The organism is Arthrobacter sp. 10T425, assembly GCF_056393985.1.
This window is the reverse complement of sequence record NZ_JBFTGZ010000010.1, coordinates 15,328-41,060: the sequence shown is the minus strand read 5'-3', so window position 1 is coordinate 41,060 and position 25,733 is coordinate 15,328. Positions and strand designations below refer to the sequence as shown.

28 protein-coding genes are annotated in these 25,733 nt (G+C 67.1%); 17 read left to right on the top strand and 11 right to left on the bottom strand.

All coding sequences use genetic code 11. From position 1 onward, the window contains the following. Positions 1-17 precede the first annotated feature (17 nt). Positions 18-395 (top strand): VOC family protein, encoded by a 378-nt coding sequence (locus AC1DDH_RS13060; RefSeq protein ID WP_230008240.1) that lies wholly within the window; start codon positions 18-20, stop codon positions 393-395. A gap of 28 nt (positions 396-423) precedes the next feature. On the opposite strand, the gene AC1DDH_RS13055 is transcribed toward AC1DDH_RS13060, so the two are convergent. After that, positions 424-1,032, bottom strand: a complete 609-nt coding sequence (locus AC1DDH_RS13055; RefSeq protein WP_230008239.1) for an NADPH-dependent FMN reductase — start codon at positions 1,030-1,032, stop codon at positions 424-426. A 141-nt stretch (positions 1,033-1,173) separates the two neighbouring features. After that, positions 1,174-1,578, bottom strand: a complete 405-nt coding sequence (locus AC1DDH_RS13050) for a DUF5997 family protein (protein ID WP_018775636.1) — start codon at positions 1,576-1,578, stop codon at positions 1,174-1,176. Positions 1,579-1,711: 133 nt separating this feature from the next. Between AC1DDH_RS13050 and AC1DDH_RS13045 the strand changes: the two genes are divergently transcribed. Continuing rightward, positions 1,712-2,467, top strand: coding sequence for a LysR family substrate-binding domain-containing protein (locus AC1DDH_RS13045; protein ID WP_026538047.1), 756 nt, complete (start codon positions 1,712-1,714; stop codon positions 2,465-2,467). A gap of 90 nt (positions 2,468-2,557) precedes the next feature. Further along, on the top strand, positions 2,558-3,043 hold the full coding sequence (locus tag AC1DDH_RS13040; RefSeq protein ID WP_476931801.1) for a VOC family protein: 486 nt from the start codon (positions 2,558-2,560) through the stop codon (positions 3,041-3,043). A gap of 104 nt (positions 3,044-3,147) precedes the next feature. Here the strand turns inward: AC1DDH_RS13040 and AC1DDH_RS13035 are convergent, their stop codons facing one another. Continuing rightward, positions 3,148-3,711 carry a dihydrofolate reductase family protein gene (locus AC1DDH_RS13035; RefSeq protein ID WP_476955587.1) on the bottom strand — a complete coding sequence of 188 codons (564 nt, stop codon included), beginning with the start codon at positions 3,709-3,711 and terminating at the stop codon, positions 3,148-3,150. Between the two features lie 193 nt (positions 3,712-3,904). Continuing rightward, positions 3,905-4,564 carry a Type 1 glutamine amidotransferase-like domain-containing protein gene (locus AC1DDH_RS13030; protein WP_476955586.1) on the bottom strand — a complete coding sequence of 220 codons (660 nt, stop codon included), beginning with the start codon at positions 4,562-4,564 and terminating at the stop codon, positions 3,905-3,907. 220 nt (positions 4,565-4,784) lie between these two features. On the opposite strand from AC1DDH_RS13030, the gene AC1DDH_RS13025 reads away from it, so the two are divergent. Further along, positions 4,785-4,955, top strand: coding sequence for a hypothetical protein (locus AC1DDH_RS13025; RefSeq protein WP_476955585.1), 171 nt, complete (start codon positions 4,785-4,787; stop codon positions 4,953-4,955). A 103-nt stretch (positions 4,956-5,058) separates the two neighbouring features. On the opposite strand, the gene AC1DDH_RS13020 is transcribed toward AC1DDH_RS13025, so the two are convergent. After that, positions 5,059-5,394 (bottom strand): hypothetical protein, encoded by a 336-nt coding sequence (locus AC1DDH_RS13020; RefSeq protein WP_230012656.1) that lies wholly within the window; start codon positions 5,392-5,394, stop codon positions 5,059-5,061. A gap of 97 nt (positions 5,395-5,491) precedes the next feature. On the opposite strand from AC1DDH_RS13020, the gene AC1DDH_RS13015 reads away from it, so the two are divergent. From AC1DDH_RS13015 to AC1DDH_RS12980, 8 genes are all read left to right on the top strand, one after another. Further along, entirely contained in the window at positions 5,492-5,812 is a 321-nt protein-coding gene (locus tag AC1DDH_RS13015) for a DUF6221 family protein (protein ID WP_230010922.1), read from the top strand. Between the two features lie 129 nt (positions 5,813-5,941). Next, a complete protein-coding gene (locus AC1DDH_RS13010) occupies positions 5,942-6,244 on the top strand; it encodes an urease subunit gamma (protein ID WP_079552648.1) in 303 nt (100 codons plus the stop codon). A gap of 8 nt (positions 6,245-6,252) precedes the next feature. Continuing rightward, positions 6,253-6,603 (top strand): urease subunit beta, encoded by a 351-nt coding sequence (locus tag AC1DDH_RS13005; RefSeq protein ID WP_476955584.1) that lies wholly within the window; start codon positions 6,253-6,255, stop codon positions 6,601-6,603. Then, positions 6,600-8,375 carry an urease subunit alpha gene (ureC, locus tag AC1DDH_RS13000; protein WP_476955583.1) on the top strand — a complete coding sequence of 592 codons (1,776 nt, stop codon included), beginning with the start codon at positions 6,600-6,602 and terminating at the stop codon, positions 8,373-8,375. The genes AC1DDH_RS13005 and ureC overlap by 4 nt, the downstream gene beginning before the upstream one ends. 19 nt (positions 8,376-8,394) lie before the next feature. Further along, complete coding sequence (gene ureE / locus AC1DDH_RS12995; protein ID WP_476955582.1) at positions 8,395-8,877, top strand: urease accessory protein UreE; 483 nt, start codon at positions 8,395-8,397, stop codon at positions 8,875-8,877. A gap of 108 nt (positions 8,878-8,985) precedes the next feature. Next, complete coding sequence (locus AC1DDH_RS12990) at positions 8,986-9,654, top strand: urease accessory protein UreF (protein ID WP_476955581.1); 669 nt, start codon at positions 8,986-8,988, stop codon at positions 9,652-9,654. Between the two features lie 34 nt (positions 9,655-9,688). Next, complete coding sequence (gene ureG, locus AC1DDH_RS12985) at positions 9,689-10,306, top strand: urease accessory protein UreG (RefSeq protein WP_476955580.1); 618 nt, start codon at positions 9,689-9,691, stop codon at positions 10,304-10,306. Positions 10,307-10,605: 299 nt separating this feature from the next. Beyond that, positions 10,606-11,322, top strand: coding sequence for an urease accessory protein UreD (locus AC1DDH_RS12980; protein ID WP_476856743.1), 717 nt, complete (start codon positions 10,606-10,608; stop codon positions 11,320-11,322). Positions 11,323-11,390: 68 nt separating this feature from the next. On the opposite strand, the gene galK is transcribed toward AC1DDH_RS12980, so the two are convergent. The 6 genes from galK to AC1DDH_RS12950 form a co-directional block, all read right to left on the bottom strand. Then, positions 11,391-12,563, bottom strand: a complete 1,173-nt coding sequence (gene galK / locus AC1DDH_RS12975) for a galactokinase (protein ID WP_476955579.1) — start codon at positions 12,561-12,563, stop codon at positions 11,391-11,393. Beyond that, a complete protein-coding gene (gene galT, locus AC1DDH_RS12970; RefSeq protein WP_476851790.1) occupies positions 12,560-13,657 on the bottom strand; it encodes a galactose-1-phosphate uridylyltransferase in 1,098 nt (365 codons plus the stop codon). Before galT ends, galK begins: the two co-directional genes overlap by 4 nt. A 105-nt stretch (positions 13,658-13,762) precedes the next feature. Continuing rightward, positions 13,763-15,928, bottom strand: a complete 2,166-nt coding sequence (locus AC1DDH_RS12965; protein ID WP_476859666.1) for an alpha-galactosidase — start codon at positions 15,926-15,928, stop codon at positions 13,763-13,765. 126 nt (positions 15,929-16,054) lie between these two features. Next, a complete protein-coding gene (locus AC1DDH_RS12960) occupies positions 16,055-17,398 on the bottom strand; it encodes an ABC transporter substrate-binding protein (RefSeq protein ID WP_476859667.1) in 1,344 nt (447 codons plus the stop codon). A 71-nt stretch (positions 17,399-17,469) separates the two neighbouring features. Continuing rightward, positions 17,470-18,402: a carbohydrate ABC transporter permease gene (locus AC1DDH_RS12955; protein ID WP_476856739.1), complete on the bottom strand. Its 933-nt coding sequence runs from the start codon at positions 18,400-18,402 to the stop codon at positions 17,470-17,472. A gap of 12 nt (positions 18,403-18,414) precedes the next feature. Further along, entirely contained in the window at positions 18,415-19,371 is a 957-nt protein-coding gene (locus AC1DDH_RS12950; RefSeq protein WP_476856738.1) for a carbohydrate ABC transporter permease, read from the bottom strand. A 171-nt stretch (positions 19,372-19,542) separates the two neighbouring features. Between AC1DDH_RS12950 and AC1DDH_RS12945 the strand changes: the two genes are divergently transcribed. From AC1DDH_RS12945 to AC1DDH_RS12925, 5 genes are all read left to right on the top strand, one after another. Continuing rightward, on the top strand, positions 19,543-20,793 hold the full coding sequence (locus AC1DDH_RS12945) for a Gfo/Idh/MocA family protein (RefSeq protein WP_230006160.1): 1,251 nt from the start codon (positions 19,543-19,545) through the stop codon (positions 20,791-20,793). A 1-nt stretch (position 20,794) separates the two neighbouring features. Beyond that, on the top strand, positions 20,795-21,874 hold the full coding sequence (locus AC1DDH_RS12940; RefSeq protein WP_230006159.1) for a LacI family DNA-binding transcriptional regulator: 1,080 nt from the start codon (positions 20,795-20,797) through the stop codon (positions 21,872-21,874). 195 nt (positions 21,875-22,069) lie between these two features. Beyond that, on the top strand, positions 22,070-23,092 hold the full coding sequence (locus AC1DDH_RS12935) for a LacI family DNA-binding transcriptional regulator (protein WP_476931814.1): 1,023 nt from the start codon (positions 22,070-22,072) through the stop codon (positions 23,090-23,092). Between the two features lie 109 nt (positions 23,093-23,201). After that, on the top strand, positions 23,202-24,965 hold the full coding sequence (gene araB, locus AC1DDH_RS12930) for a ribulokinase (RefSeq protein WP_476931815.1): 1,764 nt from the start codon (positions 23,202-23,204) through the stop codon (positions 24,963-24,965). Next, the gene (locus tag AC1DDH_RS12925; protein ID WP_476859671.1) at positions 24,962-25,642 is read left to right on the top strand and encodes an L-ribulose-5-phosphate 4-epimerase; all 681 of its coding nucleotides are present in this window, start codon (positions 24,962-24,964) and stop codon (positions 25,640-25,642) included. The genes araB and AC1DDH_RS12925 overlap by 4 nt, the downstream gene beginning before the upstream one ends. The last annotated feature ends 91 nt before the right edge of the window (positions 25,643-25,733 follow it).

Genomic DNA, 25,733 nt, shown 5'->3' with positions numbered 1-25,733 from the left:
GGCGTAGCCTAGGGGCCATGCGACTGAAAATGTGCAGTATCCACGTCAAGGATCCAGCCTCGGCCCATGAGTTCTACACCGGCACGCTGGGCTTCGAAACGCTGATGGCCATGCCGGAGCACAACCTCTTCATCATCAAGGATGCGGATGGTGCCGGAGGCGCCGGACTGCTGCTGGAACCCAGTGACAACCCGATCGGCGCGGCCTACATGAACGGTCTGCACGACGCCGGGATTCCCGCGATCGTCTTTGGCGTGCCGGACGTGCGCGCCGAATACGACCGGCTGGCGGCCAAGGGCGTGATGTTCCAGGGGGAACCGTCCGAGGGGCCCGGCGGGACCAGTGTGGTGTTGGATGACGGCTGCGGGAACTTCGTGCAGCTGCACCAGGACTAGATGCCGGAGAACCGCGCCCTGACTCTGCCTAACGGCTCGTCTTGTCCTTGTCCGGGTGCTCGTCGCCGATATGGCCCGGTGCATTGGCGGCCAGGACCCGCGCCACGAAGGAGGCATACTCCTCCATATAGTGGCGCAGCAACCCGGCCGTAGCCTCGTCCTTGACCTCGCCGTCCTCGCCGTAGGCCTCCGGGACGAAGCGGATGTACGCCTCCGGAGCATTCAGCTGCGGCGCGTCGAGGAAGCTCAGCACACTGCGGAACGAGGACTGCATCACGGCCGTCCCAATGCCGCCCGGGGAGGCGCCGATGATCCCGGTGGGCTTGCGGGCGAAGGAGTTCGTGCCCCAGGGCCGGGATCCCCAGTCGATGGCGTTTTTGAGCGCTCCGGGGATGGACCGGTTGTATTCGGGCGAGACGAACAGGATGCCGTCGGAAGCGGAGATGGCATCTTTGAGGGCCTGCCCAACGGGTGGGAAAGCGGCATCAAAATCCGGGCTGTACAACGGCAGATCCCTGATGGGGATCTCCGTGAACTCCAGTTCCGCGGGTGCAAGCCGGATCAGCGCCCTGGACAAGGTGCGGTTGATGGAATTGCTCGAGAGGCTCCCGACAAAATATCCGATCTTGAAGCCCATGGCCTTGTTCCTTCCCGATACGCCGCCGGTGGCAGGTGAATTGGGATATGGAGGGGATCGGACCGGCGGCCCCGACCCATTCCGCGAGCGTAGTCCTGCGTCCGCGGGTTGAAAAGAGGGGTCGGGAGAAAGCGCGTGCCGCTATTCGGCCTTGGCGCGGGCTTTCTTGGCGTCCTTCTTGGCGGCCTCGTCCTTGACCCGCTGGGCCTCGGCGCGGACGGCGGCGTGGGTGGCGCGCTCGGCCACCAGCCAGGCCGGGGGAGCCTGGAGCAGTGCGGTGATTTCCGCCGTCGTCAGCGCTTCCTCAACACCACCGCGGGCCAGGCCGGCGATGGAGACGTTGAGCTTCTGCGCGACCACGGGGCGCGGGTGCGGGCCGTTGCGGCGCAGTTCCGCGAGCCACTCCGGCGGGTTGGCCTGGAGATCGGCAAAATCAGCGCGGGTGATGGTTGAATCCTGGAACTCCTGGGGTGTCGCCGGCAGGTAGATGCCAAGCTTCTTGGCAACGGTGGCCGGTTTCATGGACTGGGAGTTTGCAGAGGTCATAGTCCTAGGGTATCTGCCGGCACGCCCGCAGGGCACCAACCCAGCACCAACCCAGTACCAAACCAGCGCCGGATCAGCACGGTGCCGCCATCGAGGCGGACCCCCGCGCCACCCCGGGCGGTACTGTGAACATGTGTCCGCAGCAGAAGAACCATCCCAGACCCCCGACGAAACCGCCGTCGTCCCAGCCGTCGCAGTCGGGCGGGAGCTGCGCTTCGCGTACGTGGCCGGTGTGACACCGGGCAAATGGATCCGCCGCTGGGAGGAACGGATGCCCGATGTTCCGCTGCACTCCTTTATGTCCGACGACGGCGCGCAACTGTCCGTGCTCCGCGACGGTTCCGCGGACCTGAGTTTCGTCCGGCTCCCGGTGGAACGCGAGGGCCTCAGCGTGATCCCGCTCTACGAGGAGCAGCCGGTGGTGGTGGCACCGAAGGGGCACGAGGTCTCCTTGTTTGAAGAAGTGGACCTGGCGGACCTGTCTGCCGAGACGTTTCTCGATGTGCAGGAGCTCGGCGGACCCGCGATGGCGCTGCAGGTGGTGGCGTCCGGTGCCGGGCTGGTGATCCTGCCGATGTCCGTGGCCCGGCACTTCAACGTCAAGGACACCGTGGCGCGGAAACTCACGGGGGCGCCCGGCACGGAGATCGCCCTGGCCTGGCCGAGCGACGCCACGGACGAGGTCATCGAGGAATTCATCGGTATTGTCCGCGGACGCACCGCCGCGAGCTCCCGCCAGCCCTCGGCGCAGCAGGAGAAACCCAAACGCGAGCCCAAGCCGGACCGGCGCGGCACCGGAGCCGCCAAGAAGCCCAAGGTGGCGCAGCGTTACGCACCCAACCCGGACAAGGGCCGCGGCAAGGGATCCCGGAAAAAGGGGAAACGCTAGGCCTTACTACGAGGGGCGCCACGATTGCGGCCTCCCGCAGATGATTCGGACCTATCGTTGGAACACGACCCCGCGATCAAAGGATTTGCCGTGGACACTCAGGTTCCCCAGTTCGATGGCGTGCACCACCTCAAACTCCCGGTCAGTGATCTCGACCGCAGCCGCGAGTGGTACCAGAGCCGGCTTGGTTATGCCGTTGCGATGGAGTTCCGCGAAGATGGCAAAGTCATGGGCCTTGCTCTTAATCACCCGGATGGCGGACCGAGACTGGCCCTGCGGCTGGACCCCGGCAAAGCGGCGGCCTCTTCCGGATTCGATTACTTCTCCATAGGCGTTCCGACCAAGGCGGCAATTGACCAGCTCTCCGCGCGGCTGACGCAGTTGGGGGACGCCCATGCTGGCGTCCAGGTCGCTTCTCTGGGGTGGATTCTGCCCGGTCTCTCGGACCCGGACGGACACGAGATCCGCTTCTACACCACGGAGTCCCACAAAAAAGCGCCCGACGGGAAGGTCTATGTTGTGGAGAATGCCCGGCAGACGACGACGCACCGAAACCAGGAACGGTTGTCTCAGTGACCACTCAAGGTTGAACCCACCGATGACATTCCGGACTATCTACTGCCCGTCGATTGGCAGACGCTGGTGTGGAGTCCTTCCTCGACCGCCCGGAGGAAGCGTGCTCAGCGCCTCGCCTCGTACCTGGTCAGGACCACGCCGCCGGGAAACGTCCGCGTCTCCACCAGGTCCAGGTTCACCCAACTGTCCAGCGCGGTGAAGAACGGAGTGCCGCCGCCCACCAGGACCGGATGGGTGGCCAGCACGTACTCGTCGATCAGCCCGGCCCGCATGGCCGCCCCGGCGAGCGATGCGCCGCCGACGCTCATCGGGCCGCCGTCCCCGGCCTTGAGCCGGGTGATCTCGGCGATCGCGTCACCGGTGACCAGACGGGTGTTCCAGTCGACCTTGTCGATCGTCGAGGAGAACACCACCTTCGGTGTGTCCCGCCAGTTTCTTGCGAACTCGATCTCCGCCGCGGTGGCGTCGGGCTGCTGATCGCCGGTCGGCCAGTAGGAGCTCATGGTCTCCCAGAGCTTGCGGCCGTACAGCGACAGGCTGCTAGCCCGCTCCTGGTCGAGCCACCACTGGAACAGTTCCTCGCTCGGCCCGCCCCAGCCGATGTCGTCGCCAGCCGCGGCGATGTAGCCGTCCAGGGTCAGGTTCATGCCGTAGATCAGTTTCCGCACGGCGCCAGCCTTCCGTCTCGTAGTGGTCGAGGGCGTCATTGGACTCTGCTGTCCCGCACATGATCAGGAGCCTCCCGTCCCTCATGGAGCCACCGTAACTGCCCATGAGCTGGATGCCATAGCCCTTCGGTCCGCGTTTCAACTGAGCTGCCGGGTGAAGGATCCTCGAACGGGTCACTCCGGCGGTTTGCTATCACCCGAACTTCGTCCATTCTCCTTCGGAAACCACCACGACGGAGCCGTCGACGACCTTGATAGCTGTCTGCTCGTCGATGGCATAGGCCGGGCCGCCGAGGTCGGCGGCCCACCGCTCTGCGTGGGCCAGAGTGTTGGTCGGGAAAGCGTTCAAGTGCGGGAAGATCGAAAAGTCCACCACCCCCAGGGTGCGGTCGTCCGGCGCGGACGGCCACTCGACGAAGTACTTCCCGATCCGGGGCGTCATCACCATGCTCCCGGCACTCACTCCCACCCACACCGTGTCCGGCAGCGACGGCAGCAGGTCGGCCAGCCCGGACTCACGCATCCAATGGCACAGGTACGTCGCGTCGCCGCCGTCGACCAGGAGCACGTCGGCCTCCCGAAGCCAGGGGACCCATCGCTCCGCGCCGATGGTGGGCAGCGCGGTGAGCTCAAGAACGCCGAGCGTCGCCCAGCCCAGGCCGGACAAGTGACGGGAGCCGGGCTCGTCGGCCAGGAGGCCCCGCACCGATGCCGGTCCGCACATCGGGTGACCCCACTGCGCTGTCGGGACGACCAGGGCGTGGCACTGGGCGATCGGCTTGTTGAGAAGCTGCACGAGCGCCGAGTGGATGCTCGGGTTCGTCACGCCGCCTGACGTAAGCAAGAGTTTCAAACGTGCCCCCAAAATTCGCGCGGATGGTGGATGTGCCTGAAAACGCGGGACCGGGCTGGAACTCACGGTCGATTTGGTAAGCCCCGCCGGCCTCGCGCTCGGCCCTTCAATAGGGACACACCCAGCAAGACCTTGTCCAGAGTTCGCTTGGACGCAAATCTCAAGTTGGCCTGGCTAGCCACGTAGGCTACCGCGAAGACACAACTATTGGGGGTAATCAGTGAACAACATCGAAGTCTTTGGCGTCTCGTACGTCCTCTATCTGATCTTCACTGCCGTGCTGATCGGCTTGGCACTGTACGTTCTGATCCTCGTGCTCGTCTTTCTCCGGCTGCGTATTGCCGAGCTGAAGCGCGCCCTGCCTCCCAAAGGACACGCAGAGCGGCAATGACTGAAGTCAGGCGCACTGGCCCCTCACCCTCCTCATTCAGAGACCGGGCGATCACGGAACGCCGCCACGAGGCGCCGGACTCCACACGCTGGGCCGCAGCCTGCTACTTGGCGCAGGCGTCCTGAAGGGCCTTGACGGATTCGGCCGGAACCTGGTCGCCGGAGTCGGCGATCTGGCGCAGCGGGGTGGTGATCTCCGCGGGTGCACCCGCGGCTTCCGCGCTGGTGACAAGACCGCCCAGCAGTTCCTTGTCCTTGGCGCTGACCAGGCCGTTCTTCACGATGGCGCAGGCCTGCTTCTTCACTTCATTGCCGGCCGCCGTCGCAGCCCGTGACGCCCCGTCGTTGACGGCCTTTTCGGTAGCGTCCTGCACTTGCCCACAGCCGGTAAGTCCGATCAAGAAGGCGGCAGCGGCAAGGGCGGCGAGACGTCGTTTCATCCACCCACCCTAACAAGCGCGGCTTGTGCCGGCCTGAGGAAAAAGGGCAAACGCCAGGCCGTAGCCGTGTGGGCACCGGCGCGCATAGGCTCGGTGAGTGGACATCGTCGAGTTTCTGACCGCACGCATTAGAGAAGACGAAGCCGTCGCCCTAAAGCTGCTCGGCGACCCCACGCTTGCCGTCTCCGGCGAGTGGTATGAACGCCGCCTGCTCCGTGAGTGCGAGGCCAAGCGCCAGCTCATCGGCATCATTGAATCCGCACGCCAGTCCGTGCTGGCCATGTTGGTCAGCCAGGAACCCGCCGAGGCCGGATGGGTGCCGGACGTCATCGAATGGACCACGCTCTCCCTGCACACCCTGGCGCTGCCGTATGCGGACCACCCCGAATTCCAGGCGCACTGGCGGATCACCGGATAGGCCCGTCAGCGGTTAGCTCCTGAGATGATGACGGGTCCCGGAAACCTGCAGGAAATCTCCGCGGCCTACTCTGGTCACACCGCGGCTTCTGCGGTCCGCCAGTCGGCTGGTTCTTGAAGGGATACCGTCATGCACCTCTTGCCCCGTGAGCAGGAAAAGCTCATGATCGTGGTCGCGGCGGATCTCGCCCGCCGCCGCCAGGCGCGCGGACTGAAGCTGAACTTCCCCGAGGCCGTCGCGGTAATCAGCTACGAACTGATCGAGGGCGCCCGGGACGGCCGGACCGTTCCGGAGCTCATGAGCTACGGAACCACCATCCTTGGCCGCGACGACGTGATGGAGGGCGTGCCGGAAATGATCCACGACGTCCAGATCGAAGCAACCTTCCCGGACGGCACCAAGCTCGTCACCGTTCACGACCCGATCCGTTAGGAGCTTCGATGATTCCGGGAGAATACGTGCTCAGTTCCGCGCCGCTGGTCATCAACGCCGGCCGTGAGGCGGTGGACGTCGCGGTGACCAACACCGGAGACCGGCCCGTCCAGGTGGGCTCGCATTATCACTTTGCCGAAGCCAACTCCGCGCTGCAGTTTGACCGGGCGGACGCCTACGGCCGCCGGCTGGACATCCCGGCCGGCACGGCCGCGCGGTTCGAACCCGGGGACAGCAGGACCGTCCGGCTGATCGAGCTCGCGGGCAGACGGGAAGTGTACGGCCTCAGCAACGCCGTCAACGGCGCACTCCGCAAGAGCGGACTCCCTGTTTCCGAAGGGGAAGGTGACGCACAGTGAGTTTCGAGCTATCCCGCAGGCAGTACGCGGACCTCTACGGCCCGACGACGGGCGACGCCATCCGCCTGGCCGACACGGATCTGTTTCTTGAGATCGAGAAGGACCTCACCGTCTACGGCGAGGAAGTGGTGTTCGGCGGCGGCAAGGTGATCCGCGACGGCATGGGCCAGAACGGCCAGGTGACCCGGGACGGTGACGGTTCCGGCGGTATTGGTTCCGGCGGCGGAGTCCCGGACACGGTGATCACCAACGTCGTGGTGCTGGACTACACCGGCATCTACAAGGCCGACGTCGCGCTCCGGGACGGCCACATCTTCCGGATCGGCAAGGCCGGCAACCCGCAGATCACCGACGGCGTGGACATCGTGATCGGCGCGAGCACCGAAATCATTGCGGGTGAGCGGAAAATCCTGACCGCCGGCGGGGTGGACTCGCACATCCACTTCATCTCCCCGGACCAGGTCCCTGCCGCCCTGTGCAGCGGCGTGACCACGATGGTCGGCGGCGGCACCGGTCCCGCCGAAGGCACCAAAGCCACCACGGTCACCCCCGGAAAATGGCACATCCAGCGGATGCTGCAGGCCGCCGAAGGGCTGCCCATCAACATCGGCCTGTTCGGCAAGGGCCACGCGTCCGCCGTCGAACCCCTGGCCGAGCAAATCCGCGCCGGCGCGATCGGGCTGAAAGTCCATGAGGACTGGGGCTCCACCACGTCCTCGATCGACACGTCGCTGCAGGTAGCGGACCAGTACGACGTCCAGGTGGCCATCCACACCGACACCCTGAACGAGTGCGGCTTCGTGGAGGACACCATCCGGGCCATCGACGGCCGCGTGATCCACACCTTCCACACCGAAGGCGCCGGCGGCGGCCACGCCCCGGACATCATCAAGATCGCCGGGCTGCCCAACGTCCTGCCGGCGTCCACCAACCCCACCCTGCCGTACACGCGCAACACCATCGAAGAGCACCTGGACATGCTCATGGTCTGCCACCACCTGAACCCGGACATCCCGGAGGACGTGGCATTCGCGGACTCCCGCATCCGCGCCGAGACCATCGCCGCCGAGGACGTCCTGCAGGACCTGGGCATCTTCGCGATCACGTCCTCGGACTCCCAGGCCATGGGCCGGGTGGGCGAGGTGATCATCCGCACCTGGCAGGTGGCGGACAAGATGAAGCGGCAGCGCGGTGTACTCAAAGACCCTGCCGGGGGTGCGCACGGGGCCGCGTCAGGCCTGGGCGCCGAGAGCGACAACTTCCGCCTGAAGCGTTACGTGGCGAAATACACCATCAACCCGGCCATCGCGCAGGGCATGGCCGATTCCATCGGCTCCGTGGAGGTCGGCAAGTTCGCCGACCTTGTGCTCTGGGACCCCGCGTTCTTCGGAGTGAAGCCGGACCTTGTGCTCAAGGGCGGCCAGATCGCCTACGCCCTCATGGGTGACGCCAACGCCTCCATTCCCACCCCGCAACCGCGCACCATGCGGCCGATGTTCGCCGCCTATGGCAAGGCGCTGCAGCAGTCCTCCATCACCTTCCTCTCCCAGGCCGCCATCGAGGCCGGGATCCCGGCGGAGCTCGGACTGGAGAAGGTCATCCGGCCGGTGTCCGGAATCAGGAACCTCACCAAGGCGGACCTCAAGTACAACGGCGCCACCCCTGATATCGAGGTGGACCCGGAAACGTATCAGGTGAGCGTCGACGGCGAGGACGTCACCTGCGAGCCCTCAGACGTGCTGCCCATGGCGCAGCGCTACTTCCTTTTCTAGGCTTCCAGAGGAGACCACCATGATCATCGAAAAGGTCCTCGGCAACACCCACGACCTCCCTCCCGGTCCGGACCCCTACCTTGGGCTCCACCGCGAGAAGGTGGTGCTGCCCAGCGCCCAGCTGGTCAAACGCATCCAGCGCGTCACCACCGACCACGGGAAGGAACTCGGCATCCGCCTCCCCGCCGGTTCCGGGGACCTGCGCGACGGCGACATCCTGCACGTGGCCGGCACCAACATGATCGTGGTGTCGGTCCTGCCCACCGACGTCCTGGTGATCGCCCCGCGCTCCATCCACGAGATGGGGGTGGTGGCCCACTCCCTGGGCAACCGGCACCTGCAGGCCCAGTTCTTCGACGCTTCCTCGGAGTACGGGGCGGAGGTGATGGTCTGCCAGTACGACCACACCGTGGAGGACTATCTCAAACACGCCGGAGCGCCCTACAACCGCCAGGAACGCGTGATGCCCGTCCCCTTCCGCCATGCCGAACACTCGCACTAGTTTCGCCGCGGCCGCGCTGGGCGCTCCGCTGGGAAGGGGGCTGTGCCCGCTTCGCGGTGCCCACCACACCGCATCCCCCTTCCCAGCTTCGCGCATTCGGGGGCGGTCATGACCCAGTACCAGCTTGCGTTGCAGCAGCTGACGGATTCCGCTCTGCCTACCGGGGCGTTTGCTCACTCGCTTGGGTTTGAGACGTATGTGGAGCGCGGGCTGGTGCACGACGAGGAGTCCTTTGGGGTGTGGCTGGCGGCGTTCATTTCACAGCAGCTGACGTACTCGGACGCCCTGGCAATCCGGTTCCTCTATGAGGACGTTCCGGTTGCCGAACTGGATGCGTTGTTGACCGCCCAGTTGTTGCCACGGCAGTTGCGCGAGGCCAGTACCAAGATGGGCGGGCGTCTGTTGGAGATCGGCGCTGAGATCTTTCCGTCCGCAGATCTGGCGGAGTACCGGGAGCTGGTGGGTTCCGGCCGTGCCGCCGGGCATCAGCCGCTGGCGTTCGCCGTCGTCGCACGGTCCCTGAACGTACCGCTCCCGGAGGCCCTCGCCGCTTACCTGTTCGCCGCTGTGACGTCGTTGACGCAGAACGCCGTCCGGGTGATCCCCCTGGGGCAGAACGCCGGCCAGCGGATCCTGCGGAAGGCGGCCGACGGCGTCGCCGCCGCTATCGAGCGGATCAGTCTCCTCACGCCTGACGACTTTGGGGCCGTCAGCCCCGGGCTGGAAATTTCGCAAATGCGGCACGAACGCCAGCGCGCCCGCATGTTCATGAGTTAACCGAGCTACACACGAAATATGTCTGGAGAAGAATATGTCTGAGCCCGTCAAAATCGGCATCGGCGGCCCGGTGGGTGCCGGCAAGACCCAGCTCGTGGAGCGGCTCACCCGTCATATGAGCCGGGAGATCTCCATGGCGGCCATCACCAACGATATCTACACAATCGAGGACGCCAAGATTCTCGCCGCCAACGGGATCCTGCCTGTCGACCGGATCATCGGCGTTGAAACCGGCGGCTGCCCGCACACCGCCATCCGCGAAGACACGTCCATGAATACGGCCGCCATCGAGGAGCTGAAAAAGCGGCACCCTGACCTGCAGGTGATCTTCGTGGAATCCGGCGGCGACAACCTCTCCGCAACGTTCAGCCCCGAACTGGTGGACTTTTCCATCTACATCATCGACGTGGCCCAGGGTGAGAAGATCCCGCGCAAGGCCGGCCAGGGCATGATCAAGTCCGATCTGTTCATCATCAACAAGACCGACCTCGCACCCCACGTCGGCGCGGACCTGGCCGTCATGGAGCGGGACTCCAAGGAATTCCGGCGCGAGAAGCCGTTCTGCTTCACGAACCTCAAGACCGACGAAGGGCTGGACCGCGTCATCGAATGGGTGCGGCGGGACGTCCTGATGCTCGATCTGGCGTCGTGACGGCGATTGTGCGGAGTCCGGCGGCTTCGCCGGATTTGGGGCCGTGCCCGTCCCCAGCCGCTCCCGACTCTCGCAAGCTCGAGTCGGGACCCTCGCGGCAGTGGGCCCCCCGCGGTGCCCGCCACGCCGCGGCCCCAAAATCCGGCCTCGCCGCCTCAGCGGTTAAGTCGCCGATGGGGGAACTGGAACTCGTCGTCGAAAATCGGGGCGGACGTTGTGTCGCCACGCATCAGTTCCATCGGGGGGCTTTGAGGGCTTTGCGGCCGCATTACTTGGATGGCAGCGGGCAGGTTTGTTATGTGCTCGTCAATCCTGGCGGTGCCTATCTGGGCGCTGACCTGTATGTGATTGACGTGGAGGTGGCCGATGGGGCGAAGCTGCTGCTCGCCACGCAGTCGGCCACCAAGATCTACCGGACTCCGGACTCGTTTGCCGAGCAGAGGATGCGGCTGCGGCTCGGGGAGGGGGCCCGGCTGGAGCTCGCCCCGGATCAGGTGATCGCCTACCGGGAGGCCAGCTACCGGCAGAATACGCACGTGACGGTGCGGCCGTCGTCGAGCCTCATCATGGCCGAAATTGTGACCCCGGGGTGGTCGCCGGACGGGGCCTCGTTCCGGTACGAGGAGCTGCGGTTGCGGACCGAGATCCGGGTCGAGTCGGAGGCGTCCGTCGGGGAGGCGGGCGGGCTGCTGGCCCTGGACAACGTGCTCATCCGGCCGCCCCTGGGCGATGTGACGGGCCTGGCGTTCATGGAGGGCTTCAGCCATCTGGGGTCGCTGATCGTGGTGGACCCGCGGGTGGACCAAGCCCTTGCCGACGAACTCCACGAGATCACGGCCGGGCTCGGTGCCCATACCGGCATCTCGCTCACCGCCGCCGTGCTGGGAACGGCCGGGCTGGTGCTGAGGTCGCTCTCGAACAGCACGGAGGAACTGAGGTGTGTTCTGGGAGCCGCCACCGCCCTGCTGCGCAAGCGCTGGTACGGCCAGGATCCGCTGGATCTGAGGAAGTACTGATGGCCGGGACCCAGCAGAGGACTGCGCTGCGCCGGCTTCGGGCGCTGACCACCCGGCCGGCGGCCTGATCACAGCCGGCGCGCCCCCTCTGCCGGCAGGACGGCGAAGACATCGGGCGCCTGCAGCCCGCGGGCGGCGAAGCCGGCCAGGACCGCGGACCGGACCTGATCGGCGTCGTCCACTGGAACCAGGGCGATGGCGGAGCCGCCGAACCCGCCGCCGGTCATCCGGGCCCCGATGGCCCCGTTGGCGCGCGCGGTGTCAACGGCGAGGTTCAGTTCCGGGCAGGAGATTTCGAAGTCGTCCCGCATGGAGCGGTGGCTGGCGTCCAGCAGGTCTCCGATTGCCAGCGGCCCATGGGACGTGAGCAGTTCCGCGGCCCGGGCGACCCGTTCGTTCTCGGTGACAATGTGCCGGACCCGGCGGAACGTCACTTCGTCGAGGACGCGCCCGGCCCGCGGCAGATCGGCGGCGTCAAGATCGCGAAGGGCGCCGACGCCCAGGGCCCGGGCGCCGCGGACGCAGGAGGACCGGCGTTCGGCGTACCCGCCGGTGGCATGGGCGTGCGAGACCTTGGTGTCGATCACCAGGCAGAGAAGCCCGGACTCCTCCAGGCCGAGCGGCACCGGGCGGGAGCTGAGGTCGCGGCAGTCCAGGTAGACCGCGCAGTCCCGGGTGCCGAGCATCGACGCGGACTGATCCATGATCCCGGTGGGGGCGCCGACGACGTTGTTTTCGGCCCGCCGCCCGATGTCCGCCAGTTCGGCCCGGCCCAGGCCCGCTCCGGTGAGGTCGGAGAGGGCCAACGCGACGGCGCATTCCAGGGCGGCGGAGGAGGACAGCCCGGCGCCGACCGGGACATCGGAGGTCACGTACAGGTCGAAGCCCGGCACCGTGATGCCGGCACGTTCCAGCTCCCACGCCACTCCGGCGGGGTACGCGGACCAGCCGGCCGCCTGGTCCGGGGCGAAGGCATCGAGATCGAATTCGACCGGGTCAGCGGCCGCGAACGCCGAGGCCAGCCGCACGGTGCGGTCCGCCCGGGCCGACACGGCCACGGTGGTGGTGCGGTTGATGGCGAACGGCAGGACAAGGCCGTCGTTGTAGTCCGTGTGCTCGCCGATCAGGTTGACCCGTCCCGGCGCCTGCCACACGCCGTCGGCGTCATGGCCGAAGTGGCCGGCAAAGGCGCGGGTCACCGCGTCCGCCAGGGCCGTTCCTGCGGTGTCGGTGGTGGTCATGCCGTTCCTTTCCTGGCGTCCCGGAGCCGGGCCGCAACCTCTTCGGGAGTCGTGTCGTTGATGAAGGCGCCCATGGCGGCCTCGGAGCCGGCCAGGAACTTGAGTTTGTCCGCGGCCCGCCGGGGGGAGGTGAGCTGCAGGTGCAGGTACCCGGACCGGCGCAGCACCGGGTCAAGGGGGGCCTGGTGCCAGGCGCTGATATACGGCGTCGGACTGCCGTAGAGCCTGTCGAGGCGGCCCAGCAGGTCCGGATACAGGACGGCGAGCTCGTCACGCTCGGCGCCGGTCAGCGCTGCGAGGTCCGGAACCTGGCGGTGCGGGACCAGATGGATTTCCAGCGGCCAGCGCGCCGCGAACGGCACGTAGGCGCTGAAAAATTCGCCCTCGAGCACGATCCGGGCGCCGTCGGCACGTTCGCTCGCCAAAATCGCCCCGGTCAGGGTGGCCGTCCCGCCCGCCGCCTCATGGAACTGCCGGGCGGCCGCGGCCATCACCGCGGTCCTCGGCGTGACGTAGGGGTAGGCGTAGATCTGGCCGTGCGGATGGTGCAGTGTCACGCCGATGTCCTGACCGCGGTTCTCGAAACAGAACACCTGAGCCACGCCGGGCAGCGCGCTCAGGGCCTCGGTGCGGTGCGCCCAGGCGTCGATCACGGTGCGCACCCGCCGGGTGCTGAGGGCGGCGAACGTCCCGGTGTGCTCGGGCGTGAAGGCTACGACCTCGCACCGGCCGCCGGCGGTCCCGCGGGTACCCCAGCCCGGCGATGCCGGGACGGCGGCGAGATCCGGACCGAGCGAGGGGAAGCGGTTTTCAAACACGGCGACGTCGTAATCCGCCGGGATCTCCGAGGGCCGCGCGTCGGTGCTCGGGCACAGCGGGCACTCGTCCGCCGGCGGAAGATGCGTCCTGTGTTGCCGGTGCGCGGCGACCGCCACCCATTCCCCGGTCAGCGCGTCGTACCGGATTTCCCCGGACGGGCCGCGCTCGGGAAGGTCGCGGCGGTCCCTTGACGGGCGCTGCAGGGGATGGGAAGTGTCGTCGAAATACAGGAGTTCGCGCCCGTCGGCGAGGCGCGTACTGGTCACCGCGGACACCGACGCCGGGGCGTTGCTGCGGCTGATGATGCTGGTCATGGGGTTCCTTCGAGAGTGAGGGGACGTGCGGTGCCCGACCCGGAAGCAGGGGGCGGGACCGGACGGTCAGAGGGCCTGGACGTGGAGGAGCAGGGCGTGCTCCGGGTTCAGGACCGGCAGGGGCAGGCCGACGTGCTGCAGGAAGGCGCCGGTGGCAACGGCCCCGTCTTCCAGCCAGGCCGGCGGCCGGATCTGGGTGAAGGTGTGCGCGTAGTCGCCGTCGAGAAGGGTAGGCAGTTCGGCCCGGACGCGGTAGTTCCGCTTCGGGTCAAGGCCCGGCAGTGAGGCCAGTCCGGGGACTTCAGCCGGGGCGGAGGCCAGGGACACTGCAGCGAACAGGGCCTCGCCGGCGTCGTGCGCAACTACACCGTGGACGCTCAGGGTGGGCTCGGCGGTGTCTGCGTTGACGCGCTTGCCGGAGTGGAGCAGTGCGCGGTGGCGCTTGTAGAGCGCGATGGCGCGGCGCAGCGTGGCCCGTTCCTCGTCCGTGGCTGCGCGGATGTCCCACTCCATGCCGAAATGGCCAAAGAGGGCGGTGATGGCGCGGAAGGAGATGTCGTGGGTGCGGGCCGTGGTGTGCGAGGTGGTGGGGCCGATATGTGATCCGACGAGTTCGGGGGGGAGGACGGCCTGGGTCCAGCGCTGGATGGTCTGGCGCTCCAGGGCATCGTTGCAGTCCGAGGCCCACACCCGGTCGGTTCGCTGCAGGATGCCGAGATCCACGCGGGCCCCGCCGGAGGAGCAGCTTTCAATCTCCACGTCCGGGTGGGATGCCTTGAGCGCGTCGAAGAGACGGTACGCGGCCAGCGTCTGTTCGTGGACGGACGGCCGGCCGCCGCGGCCGTGCTCGGTGAGGTCGCGGTTCTGGTCCCATTTGAGGTAGGCGATGTTGTTCTCGCGCAACAGGGCATCGAGGCGGCCGTATATGTATTGCCAGGCCTCCGGGTTGGCGAGGTCCAGGACGTGCTGATGGCGCCAGGCGTGCGGAAGCCGGCCGCCGTCCTTGTGGGAAAGCAGCGACGGGCCCACGATCCAGTCCGGGTGCTCGCGCGCGACGTCGGAGTCCAGGTTGACCATCTCCGGCTCCACCCACAGCCCGAACTCCATGCCGTGGCCGGTGACCGCGTCGATCAGCGGCGTCAGGCCTTCGGGCCACAGGCCCTCGTCGACGTACCAGTCGCCAAGACCCGCGTGATCGTCGCGGCGGCCGCGGAACCAGCCGTCGTCGAGGACGAAGCGTTCCACGCCGAGGCCGGCGGCCGCTTCGGCGAGTTCGAGCAGCGGCTCGAGGCGGTGGTCGAAGTAGACCGCTTCCCACGTATTCAGCACCACCGGGCGGACCCGGCCGGAGGTGGTGTCCACATGCTGCGGCCGGGCACGGAACCAGTGGTAGAAGGCCTCGGTGATGCCGTCCAGGCCGCGGCCGGAGTAGGCGGCATAGAGCGACGGCGTCCGGTAGCTGCCGCCGGGGCGCAGCACCACTTCGGCGGAGCCGAGCAGCTCGGCGGCACCGAGCATGCGCCGGCCGTCCGCGAGGCTGTCGAGGTACTGCTCGTGGTTGCCGCTCCAGCCCAGGTGCGTGGCCCAGACCTGGCCTGTGCGGTTGGCGAAGCCGGCGGTCCCGGCTGCCACCAACAGGGACGAGTCGTGGCCGGTCCGGCCGTGCCGGCCAGTGCGGACCCAGGTGCCCTGCTGGACGGCGTGCCGCTGCGGGTGGTTTTCGCGGCACCAGCGCCCGGTGAGGTCGAGCAGTTCCGTGGCGTCCCGCGGCACCGGCAGCACCGTGGCGAGTTCCTCGAGCTGGTATTCGGCAGAGCCGCTGTTGGTCAGCGTGTGAGCCAGCTCCAGGAGGCCGCCGGGGTGCAGGGTGAGTTCGGAACTGACCTCAAGTCCGGCCTCGGAGTCCCGGTGGATGATCACCACGGTGCGCCCGCCGTCCTGCATCTGGGCGGCAACGACCCGCAGGGCCGGCGAGAAGTCCAGGCCGGGGCCGCCGTCGGCGTTCCGGTGCCCGCGCAGGCCCGGCCGCCCGGCCCAGCCGGAGGAGGCCTGCGGGAGCAGTCCGGCGGTGACGGGGAGGTCGAGGGCGGAGTGCTGGACGGCCCCGTGGAGGATCGCCAGATCGGGGAGGTTCTCCCCGAGGTCGGCGCCCCAATGGACGATCTCGGCCTCGCCGGAGTCGAAGGCCAGCAGGACGCTGGTGCCGGCAGAACGCAGGTGCACGGGGTGCATGGGGATTCGCTTTCAGTAGTGCGGAAGTCAGGTGCTGGTGCGCGGGATCCCGGGTTGGGGACCCCGCGCACCGGGCGCCGCCGTTGCGGGCGGCTGTGGCTTCAGGGGCTTACTTGTTGAACAGGCTTACTTGTTGAAAAGTGAGTTGACCTGCTCGTTGGCCTGCGAGAGGGAGCTGGCCGGCTGCTTGCCGGAGAGGACGGCGTCCATAGCCGGCTTCATGATGCCGTCCACCTTGGCCGCCTTGTCCGCGATCGGGAACAGGAACGTGGTTCCTTCCTTGACGTGGGTGGTGAAGGCGGAGACGTCGGTGCCCTTGGCCTTGAACGCTTCGGCTGCCTTCTCGGAGGAGCTAGTGAGAGCCGGGAACACGACGGCCTTGGAAGCTACGACGTCCTGGCAGGCGGTGGAAGCGAGGTATTCAACCCACTTGGTGGCTGCTGCGGGCTTCTTGGTGCCGGCCCAGATGGAGTCGGCCAGGCCGTTGAACATGCTTGCACGCTTGCCGTCCGGTCCTGTCGGGGTGGGTGCGAAGCCGGTCTGGATACCCTTGTATCCGGTGTACTGGCCGATCAGCCAGTCGCCCGAGGTGTTGATGGCGGCCTTGCCGGCGCCGAAGTTGTCCGACATGCTGGCGCCTACCGTGGTTTCAAGCTTGGGCATGTAGCCCTTGTCCGCCAGGCCGGCCCACCAGGCAATGGTCTCCTGGAACTTGGGGTCGTCGTAGTTGAACTTGGTGCCCCAGGGGTTCTTGTCGGTGTGGGTCCAGCCGGTCGTGGCGCTGAGGAAGCTCCACTGCGTCTGGCCCTGGCCCGAGCCGGAGGACTCCAGGCCGAGGCCGTAGACGGCCACGTTGTCCTTGTCGAAGCCGGCCTCGTCGCCGCGCTTGCCGCGCTTGTCCACGGTCAGGTGGGCGATGGCTTTTTCGTAGCTGCCGCCGTCCTGCGGGTTCCAGTCCAGGGTAGCCATCTGCTCGGCGGTGAGACCGGCGGAGTCGGTCATGGCCTTGTTGTAGAAGAGGCCTACAGTGTCCCAGTCCTTGGGCAGCCCGTAGCGCTTCCCGTCCTGGCCGACCCAGAGCTCGGCCAGGCCCTTGGTGTAGCTGTCCAGCTTGATGCCGTCCTTGGCCACGGCGTCATCGAGGGCCAGGAGCTGCTTCTTCGCCGCGTACTCGGGGTACTTGGAGAGGTGGTCGGTGAAGACATCCGGCGCCGTGCCGGCAATGAAGCCGTTGGTCAGGGTGGTCCAGTAGTCGTCCCAGCCGCGCTGGGTGATCTTGACCTTGATATCCGGGTTGGCCTTGGTGAAATCGTCGGCGCACTGCTGGTAGGCCGGGAGCTGGTTGGCGTCCCAGAGCCAGTAGTTGATCTCCCCCTTGGCTTCGGAGGATGCCGGGGCGGACCCGCCGCAGGCGGAGAGGGAGATGGCGATGGCTGCAGCGGCAGCGACGGCGCCGAGGGTCTTCTTCATGGTGGACCTTTCATGGAAGTGCTTCTTTGAGGGGAATGTTTGTTAACGGGGCACTGCGTGTTGGGCCGGGGTTACTTGATGCCGGAGAAGCCGATGGAGTTGACCACCCGCTTGCCGAAGGCGATGAAGAGCAGGAGGACGGGCAGGGCCGCGATCAGGGTGGCGGCCATCAGGCCGGACCAGTCGGGGGCGCCCTGCGGGGACTGGGACTTGAAGACGCCCAAGCCCACGGTGAGGACGCGGACGCTTTCGTCCTGGCCCACCAGCAGCGGCCAGAAGTACTCGTTCCATTGGCCGATGAAGGTCAGCAGCGCAAGGGTGGCCAGGGGGGCCGCGGCGTTCGGGAGCACGATCTGGAAGAAGATCCGCACGTGCTTGGCGCCGTCGAGCATGGCGGCCTCTTCCACCTCGCGGGACATGGAGAGGAAGAACTGGCGCAGGAAGAAGATGGCGAAGGGGGTCATGAACAGGAACGGCAGGGCCAGACCGGCGAAGGTATTGAGCAGGCCGAGGTTCTTGATCATCAGGAAGTTGGGCAGGGCTGTGAAGATCGGCGGGACCATCATGGTGGCCAGGAACAGGCCGAACACCACGTTCCGGCCCGGCCAGCGGAGCCGGGAGAAGGCGTAGGCGGCCATCGCGCTGAAGAAGACCTGCCCGGCGGTGGTGACGGTGGCGAAGATGACGGAGTTCCGCAGGTACAGCCAGAAGTTGATGGCGGCGCCGGAGCCTCCCTCGGCGATTGCTTCCTCGGGGCTCTGCAGCCCCAGGACCCGCTTGAAGGCGCCGAGGCTGAAATCGGCCGGCAGGAGGTTGCTGGCGTTCGAGGCCAGGGAGGCGTTGCTGGACAGCGCGGTGCGGAGCATCCAGAGGAACGGCGCGATCGTCACGGCGACGGCAATGGCGACGAGGGTCCAGGCGCCGACGCGGCGCCAGTTGACCGGCTTCCTGGGAGCGGGAGCGGAGGTGGCGGGCTTCTTGCGGGAAGGGGCGAGGGTAGTCATGGCTGGGGTTCCTTAGTCCAGATCCGATTCGTTGCCCTTGAGGAACTTCATCTGGACGAAGGCCACGAGAGCGAGAATGACGAAGAGAATGACGGACAGGGCCGAGGCGTAGCCGAAGTCGGATTCACCGAAGGCCTTCTGGTAGATGTACATCTGGATGACGCGGGAGGCATTGATCGGGCCGCCGCCCGTGGTCACTGCCACGGTGTCGAAGACCTGGAAGGAGCCGATGACGGTGACCACCAGGACCAACACCAGCACCGGGCGCAGGAGCGGCATCGTGATGCTCCAGAAGGTCCGGGTCGGGGAGGCGCCGTCGAGCGAGGCGACCTCGTACACGTGGTTGGGGATGGACTGCAGGCCGGCGAAGATCAGCAGGGCGGTGTAGCCCATGTGCCGCCAGACATTGACGCCGGCGATGGTGGGGATGGCCCATTGCTCGCTGCCGAAGAAGGCGATGCGCGGCAGGCCCAGCCAGTTGATGACCTCGTTGACGATTCCCAGCTGGTAGTCGAGCATCCAGAACCAGAGCAGCGCGACGATCACGTTCGCCACCAGGAAGGGCAGCAGCAGGGCGCCGCGGATTAGCGTGGACTTGGCGACGTTGTGCATCAGCAGGGCAAGTCCGAGCGCGATGACGGTCTGGAAGCCGATGTTCAGTGCCACGTACTGGACCGTCACGGCCATGGCGTTCCAGAAGAGATCGTCCGCGAAGATCGCGGTGTAGTTTTTGGTGCCGATCCAGGTGGGATCGCCCAAAACGCTGTACTCGGTGAAGCTGAGGTAGACGCCGCGGATGCTCGGCACCAGGTAGAAGGCAACGAAGCCGAGCAAGGCCGGGGCGATGAAGAGAAGGGCGACCCTCAGGTCGCTGCGGGTTCGGCGCCGGCCGCGGGGGGCAGCATTGCCCGTTCCCGTGCCGGGCGCCTTGCGTGCCGGAACGGCTCCGCGGGCAGTTGTGGTGGTCATTGGTGGGTCCTCCGCAGTTACGTGGATGCTGTGACGTGGATTACAACTGAGGCCTGAATCTACACGAGTAACTTTCTTATGCGCAAGCGTTTCTTTTATGTTTCCGGGAGGAATCTTTCTGCTCATCTTCTGCTATTGACTCGAGTAGAAACTGGTGTAAAACTTGCGTGCATGACTTTCTCACTAGGCATTGTCGGCGCCGGACAGTTCGCAGGCGCCTTCGCCAAACTCTTCGACGCCCATCCCGCGATTTCAGAAGTCCATGTCACGGACGTCCTGCCGGAACGGGCCGAGGCCCTCCGGGAGCGGCTCGGCCTGGCGGGGACCTATCCCAGCTTTGAGGCCATGCTCGACGGCGGCCTCGACGCCGTGGCGATCTTCACCCAGCGCTGGACGCACGGGCCGCTGGTGCTGCAGGCGCTCCGGGCGGGCAAGCATGTGTATTCGGCAGTGCCGATGGCCATCAGCGAGGACGAGATCGCCCGGATCATCGAGGCTGTCCGGGAGACGGGCCTGACCTACATGATGGGCGAGACAAGCTACTACAACCCCGCCACCGTCTATGCCCGCAAGCGCAAGGCTGAAGGCGCCTTTGGCCGCATCTTCTACGCCGAGGGCGACTACGTCCACGACATGGATCTCGGCTTCTACGAGGCCTACCAGTACAGCGGCGGGGAGGACTGGAAACGCACCGCCAGCTACCCGCCCATGCTGTATCCGACTCACTCCACCGGCGGGGTACTGGGCGCAATCGGCGGCCATGCCGTCAGCGTCAGCTGCATTGGCGTCTCCGACGAGCGCGGCGACGGCGTGTTCGATAAGGATGTCAGCATGTTCGGCAACGACTTCTCCAATGCCACCGCGCTGTTCGAACTCTCAACCGGCGGGTCCATGCGCATCAACGAGATGCGCCGCGTCGGCTACCCCTCCCACCTGCGCGAAAGCCGCTTCCGGTACTTCGGCACGGACGCCAGCTTCGAGCAGCTGGCCACGGTCAGTGTGTGGCAGGACAAGGAGTCCGTGACCGACGTCAGCGCGGAACTGGCCACCGGGGCCACGCTGGCTGCCGACGATCCTTCGCTGGCCAGTGTCGCACCGGCACTGCGGGACGCCTTCAGCTCCGGAATGGCACCCGTGCATGACGCCGGCCGGCTTCCGGCCGAGTTCCGCGGACTTCACAACGGGCACGAGGGCAGCCACCACTTCCTGGTGGACGACTTTGCCACGGCCGTCGACACGGGAACGCTCCCGCCCGTCAACGCCTGGGAAGCCGCCCGCTACACGCTGCCGGGGATCGTGGCGCACGAGTCCGCCCTCCGCGGCGGGGAGCGGTTGCCCGTGCCGGACCACGGCGACGCCCCCGTCCTGCTGCCTGCGCAGGGAACCAACGAGGAAGGCTTAGCCGGGGAACTCCGGCGGTAGCATGGTCACTGTGCCACACTCGCCCGCCTCCGCCAGGCCCACGATCACCCGAAAAGACGTGGCCAGGCTGGCGGGCGTCAGCACCGCCGTCGTCAGCTATGTGGTGAACGGCGGCCCCAAGCGGGTCTCCCCGGTGACCGCTGCGAAAGTCCGCGAGGCCATCAGCGCCCTGGGGTACCGTCCGAACGCCGCGGCGAGGGCACTGAAACTTGGCTCCAGCGAGATGCTCGGCATGGTGGTCCCGGACACCACCAACCCCTTCTTCGCCACTTTGGCCCGCGCCGTGGAGGAAGCCGCGGCGGCGCGCGGCTATGCCCTGCTGCTGGCGAACTCGGGCGGATCGGCGGCCAATGAGCGCCGCCAGGTCAGGAACCTCGCGAGCCGCCGCGTTGACGGGGTCTTCCTCTCCAGCGTGCTGTTCGAACCCGACCTGACCGAGCTGGAGCATTCGGAGATCCCCGCCGTGCTGCTCAACCACAGCACCGAGGTGCCGGGCTTCAACTCGGTCGGCGTGGAGCTGCTGGAAGGCTCCCGGCGTGCCGTCGAGCACCTGGTGGGCCACGGCCACCGCAACATCGCACTGGTCATGGGCATGAACGCCGGCAATGATCTCGATGCCCGCGAGGTCGGGTGGCAGCAGGGGCTCGCGGAGGCCGGCCTCCCGGAAGGACCCATTCTGCGCTGTGACTTCGACCGGCAGGGCGGCTACCGGGCCGGGCAGCGGCTGCTCGCGGCCGCGGACCGACCCACCGCCGTGTTCGTCAGTTCCGACCTGCAGGCCGTCGGCCTGCTGCGCGCCGTGTCCGAGGCCGGGCTGCGGGTCCCCGAGGACCTGGCGGTCTTCTCCTTCGACGGCTCGGCTGAGGCGGAGTTCAGCTGGCCGCCGTTGAGCACGGTCGCGCAGCCCGTCCAGGCCATGGCCGAGGCCGCCGTCGAAGCGCTCATTGGCTTTGACGGCGTGTCTCCCACCCGGAACAGGATCTTCCCCGTGGAGCTGGTCCTGCGCGCGTCCTGCGGCTGCGCGCCGGTGCCTGCCGCGCCCGGGCCCGCCGCGCCGGTTGCGGCCGAGCCGGCCGGGTAGGGTCCCCGCCGGGCACGTCGTTGCGGTTCCGGGCGTCGTTCCCTGCGGGCGTCACACCAGGGGCCCTATGGACTATCGTTAGCGCTAACAGGAGCCGGGGGGCGGGCGACCAGCGGGCGCCCCGTGCCCTCCTATCGTTCGATTTCACACTTTGATTCAGGCCGGTGGACGGCATCGGAGCGAAAGGGGCCTCGCATGGGGAACAACAATGACCGGCGGCAGCCGCGGCTCGAAGACGTCGCAGCGCTGGCCAAGGTTTCCCACCAGACCGTCTCGCGGGTGATCAACAACCACCCGAATGTCAGCGCGGGAACAAAGTCCCGGGTCGAGGCGGCGATTGCCGAACTCGGCTACCGGCGCAACACGGCCGCCCGGAGCCTGGTGACCCGGCGCACCCAGACCATCGGTGTCCTCGCCTCCGAGCTCGGGCAATACGGCCCGGCGAATACCCTGCTGGGGGTCCAGCAAGCCGCCAGGGAGGCAGGCTATTTCGTGAGCATTGCCGCGATCAAGGGGGCCGCGGCGAACGCCATTTGCGATGCGGTGCGGCACCTGACGGACCAGGGCGCGGACGGATTGATTGTGATCGTGCCGCACGACGGGACACTTCAGGTGCTCGAGGACCTGAACCTGGATCTCCCGGTAATCGTCGTCGGCGGAGCCGGAGAAGGGCGGTTGAGCGGCGCGATGGTCGACCAGAAGCTCGGTGCGCGGCTGGCCGTCGCCCATCTGATCAGCCTTGGCCACGAGCGGATCGGCCATGTCTCCGGACCGCTCGACTGGGTGGACGGCAAAGCCCGGGTTGACGGGTGGCGCGAGGAGTTGGCGGAAGCCGGCCTCTCCGACGAACTTCTGGTCGAGGGGGACTGGAGTGCGGACAGCGGGTACCGGATCGGGCAGCAGCTGGCAGAACAGCGCAGCGCCACCGCGGTGTTCGTCAGCAACGACCAGATGGCGCTCGGACTGCTGCGGGCGTTCGGCGAGAAGGGTATCCGGGTTCCGGAAGACGTCTCCGTGGTTGGCTTTGACGACCAGCCCGAATCCGCCTACTTCATGCCGCCGCTGACCACCGTGCGACAGGACTTCGAGGAACTCGGAAAGCGCTGCGTGGACCTGATACGCGCCCAGGTGGAGGGCGATGCCGCCAGCGGCGCCCTGGTGGTCAAACCTGCTCTCGTGGTGCGCGCCAGCACCGCACCCCGCCCCCGTCTCTCCTAAGGGCCGAAGTCCTCCGTTCCGGCAATACGTGCCAGGCTTCTTGACAGCAAGTTTGTTAGCGCTAACAATAAGGGGGTTCGCAATGTTGCGGAACCTATTGGAGGATTTGATGGACTTCTCAGTGGACGGAACCGAAAACTTTGTCATAGGCGTGGACTACGGCACGCTTTCCGGGCGGGCCGTCGTCGTCCGGGTCCGGGACGGCAAGGAACTGGGCAGCGGGGTATTTGAATACCCGCATGCCGTGGTCACCGGCGAGCTTCCGAAGGACACGGCTGGCGTCGCCGGCATCCGGCTTCCGGGCGAATGGGCCCTGCAGGTGCCCAACGACTACCGCGACGTGCTCCGCCGGGCTGTGCCGGCGGCCGTCGCCGACGCCGGGATCGACCCAGCCGCCGTGGTGGGCATCGCCACCGACTTCACGGCCTGCACCATGGTCCCCGTCAAGGGCGACGGCACACCGCTGAACGAGCTTCCCGGATTCGCCAACCGCCCGCACGCCTACGTGAAGCTGTGGCGCCACCATGCCGCCCAGCCGCAGGCGGACCGCATCAACGCCCTGGCCTCGGAACTCGGCGAAAACTGGCTGCCGCGCTACGGCGGACTCATCTCCTCCGAATGGGAGTTCGCCAAGGGCCTGCAGTTGCTGGAGGAGGACCCGGAAAGCTACGCCGCGATGGACCGCTGGGTGGAAGCGGCTGACTGGATCGTCTGGCAGCTGTGCGGCAACTACGTCCGCAACGCCTGCACGGCCGGCTACAAAGGGATCTACCAGGACGGCCGCTACCCGTCCAAGGAATTCCTGTCCGCCCTGAACCCGGACTTCAAGGATTTTGTCAGCGCCAAGCTGGCGCACACCATCGGCCGGCTCGGCGATGCGGCCGGCTATCTGACGGCCGAGGCCGCCGCCTGGACCGGACTGCCGGAAGGCATCGCCGTCGCAGTGGGCAACGTGGACGCCCACGTCACGGCGCCCGCAGCGAAGGCAGTTGAGCCCGGGCAGCTGGTGGCCATCATGGGAACCTCCACCTGCCACGTTATGAACGGTGCCGAACTGCGGGAAGTCCCGGGCATGTGCGGCGTGGTGGACGGCGGAATCGTCGACGGACTTTGGGGCTACGAAGCTGGCCAAAGCGGAGTGGGGGACATCTTCGGCTGGTTCACGAACAACGGCGTCCCGCCCGAGTACCACCAGGCAGCGGAGGCGGCAGGCCTGGGCATCCACGAATACCTCACGGATCTGGCCTCGCGCCAGGCCATCGGCGAACACGGCCTCATTGCCCTGGACTGGCACTCCGGCAACCGTTCCGTGCTGGTGGACCACGAACTCTCCGGCGTCGTGGTGGGCCAGACCCTCGCCACCAGGCCCGAAGACACCTACCGGGCCTTGCTGGAAGCCACGGCCTTCGGCACGCGCACCATCGTGGACGCCTTCCGCGACTCCGGAGTGCCGGTCAGGGAATTCATCGTGGCCGGCGGCCTGCTGAAGAACAAGCTGCTCATGCAGATCTACGCGGATATCACCGGCTTGCCGCTCTCCACCATCGGCTCAACCCAGGGGCCCGCCCTGGGGTCGGCCATCCACGCCGCCGTGGCCGCAGGTGAATACGCGGATATCCGTGCCGCTGCGGCTGCCATGGGATCGGAGCCCGGCAGCATCTATATTCCCATTCCGGAAAATGTTGCCGCCTACGAAAAGCTCTTCCAGGAGTACCGCACGCTGCACGACTACTTCGGCCGCGGCAGCAACAGCGTGATGCACCGCCTCAAGGCGATCCAGCGTGCGGCCAGGCCCTCGTTTGCCGCCGCTGCGGGCGCTCCGCAGCAGAACGCCGTCCCCGCCGGCTCGGTCGCAGAGGAAGTGTCCGCATGAGCAACCTGCTGGAAAGCATCGCGGAGGTCCGTCGCGAGGTCTGCGAACTGCACGCCGAACTCACGCGCTACGAACTGGTGGTGTGGACGGCCGGCAACGTCTCCGCCCGCGTCCCCGGCCATGACCTGATGGTCATCAAGCCGTCCGGAGTCTCCTACGCGGACCTCACGCCCGAGAGCATGGTTGTCACGGACCTCTACGGCACGCCCGCGGAGGGCGACTGGAGCAACCCCGCGCTGTCACCGTCCTCGGACACAGCGGCGCACGCCTACGTTTACCGGCACATGCCGGAGGTCGGGGGAGTGGTGCACACGCATTCGACCTACGCCACGGCCTGGGCTGCGCGGGGAGAGGAGATCCCCTGCGTGCTGACCATGATGGGTGACGAGTTTGGCGGGACGATCCCGGTGGGCCCGTTCGCGCTGATCGGGGACGACTCGATCGGCCGCGGCATCGTGGACACCCTGGCCCAATCCAGCTCGCCGGCCGTGCTGATGCAGAACCACGGGCCCTTCACCGTGGGCAAGGATGCCCGCTCGGCGGTCAAAGCCGCCGTCATGTGCGAGGAAGTGGCACGGACCGTCCATATTTCCCGGCAACTCGGCGAACCCCTGCCGATCGACCCGGCCCAGATCGACTCGCTTTACGCCCGCTACCAGAACGTCTACGGCCGCTAGGCCCAAAACCGGGCCGCCAGGCCCAAAACCGGGCCACCAGGCCCAAAACCAGGCCGCCAGGCCCAAAACCGGGCCGCCAGGCCGCGAAGCC

Bases quoted from the DNA above. Each gene is read 5' to 3' on its own strand.
- AC1DDH_RS13060 (WP_230008240.1), top strand. From the start codon at position 18: ATGCGACTGAAAATGTGCAGTATCCACGTCAAGGATCCAGCCTCGGCC.
- AC1DDH_RS13055 (WP_230008239.1), bottom strand. From the start codon at position 1,032: ATGGGCTTCAAGATCGGATATTTTGTCGGGAGCCTCTCGAGCAATTCC.
- AC1DDH_RS13050 (WP_018775636.1), bottom strand. From the start codon at position 1,578: ATGACCTCTGCAAACTCCCAGTCCATGAAACCGGCCACCGTTGCCAAG.
- AC1DDH_RS13020 (WP_230012656.1), bottom strand. From the start codon at position 5,394: ATGAAACGACGTCTCGCCGCCCTTGCCGCTGCCGCCTTCTTGATCGGA.
- AC1DDH_RS13010 (WP_079552648.1), top strand. From the start codon at position 5,942: ATGCACCTCTTGCCCCGTGAGCAGGAAAAGCTCATGATCGTGGTCGCG.
- AC1DDH_RS13005 (WP_476955584.1), top strand. From the start codon at position 6,253: ATGATTCCGGGAGAATACGTGCTCAGTTCCGCGCCGCTGGTCATCAAC.
- ureE (WP_476955582.1), top strand. From the start codon at position 8,395: ATGATCATCGAAAAGGTCCTCGGCAACACCCACGACCTCCCTCCCGGT.
- AC1DDH_RS12990 (WP_476955581.1), top strand. From the start codon at position 8,986: ATGACCCAGTACCAGCTTGCGTTGCAGCAGCTGACGGATTCCGCTCTG.
- ureG (WP_476955580.1), top strand. From the start codon at position 9,689: ATGTCTGAGCCCGTCAAAATCGGCATCGGCGGCCCGGTGGGTGCCGGC.
- galK (WP_476955579.1), bottom strand. From the start codon at position 12,563: ATGACCACCACCGACACCGCAGGAACGGCCCTGGCGGACGCGGTGACC.
- AC1DDH_RS12965 (WP_476859666.1), bottom strand. From the start codon at position 15,928: ATGCACCCCGTGCACCTGCGTTCTGCCGGCACCAGCGTCCTGCTGGCC.
- AC1DDH_RS12960 (WP_476859667.1), bottom strand. From the start codon at position 17,398: ATGAAGAAGACCCTCGGCGCCGTCGCTGCCGCTGCAGCCATCGCCATC.
- AC1DDH_RS12955 (WP_476856739.1), bottom strand. From the start codon at position 18,402: ATGACTACCCTCGCCCCTTCCCGCAAGAAGCCCGCCACCTCCGCTCCC.
- AC1DDH_RS12950 (WP_476856738.1), bottom strand. From the start codon at position 19,371: ATGACCACCACAACTGCCCGCGGAGCCGTTCCGGCACGCAAGGCGCCC.
- AC1DDH_RS12945 (WP_230006160.1), top strand. From the start codon at position 19,543: ATGACTTTCTCACTAGGCATTGTCGGCGCCGGACAGTTCGCAGGCGCC.
- AC1DDH_RS12940 (WP_230006159.1), top strand. From the start codon at position 20,795: ATGGTCACTGTGCCACACTCGCCCGCCTCCGCCAGGCCCACGATCACC.
- AC1DDH_RS12935 (WP_476931814.1), top strand. From the start codon at position 22,070: ATGGGGAACAACAATGACCGGCGGCAGCCGCGGCTCGAAGACGTCGCA.
- araB (WP_476931815.1), top strand. From the start codon at position 23,202: ATGGACTTCTCAGTGGACGGAACCGAAAACTTTGTCATAGGCGTGGAC.
- AC1DDH_RS12925 (WP_476859671.1), top strand. From the start codon at position 24,962: ATGAGCAACCTGCTGGAAAGCATCGCGGAGGTCCGTCGCGAGGTCTGC.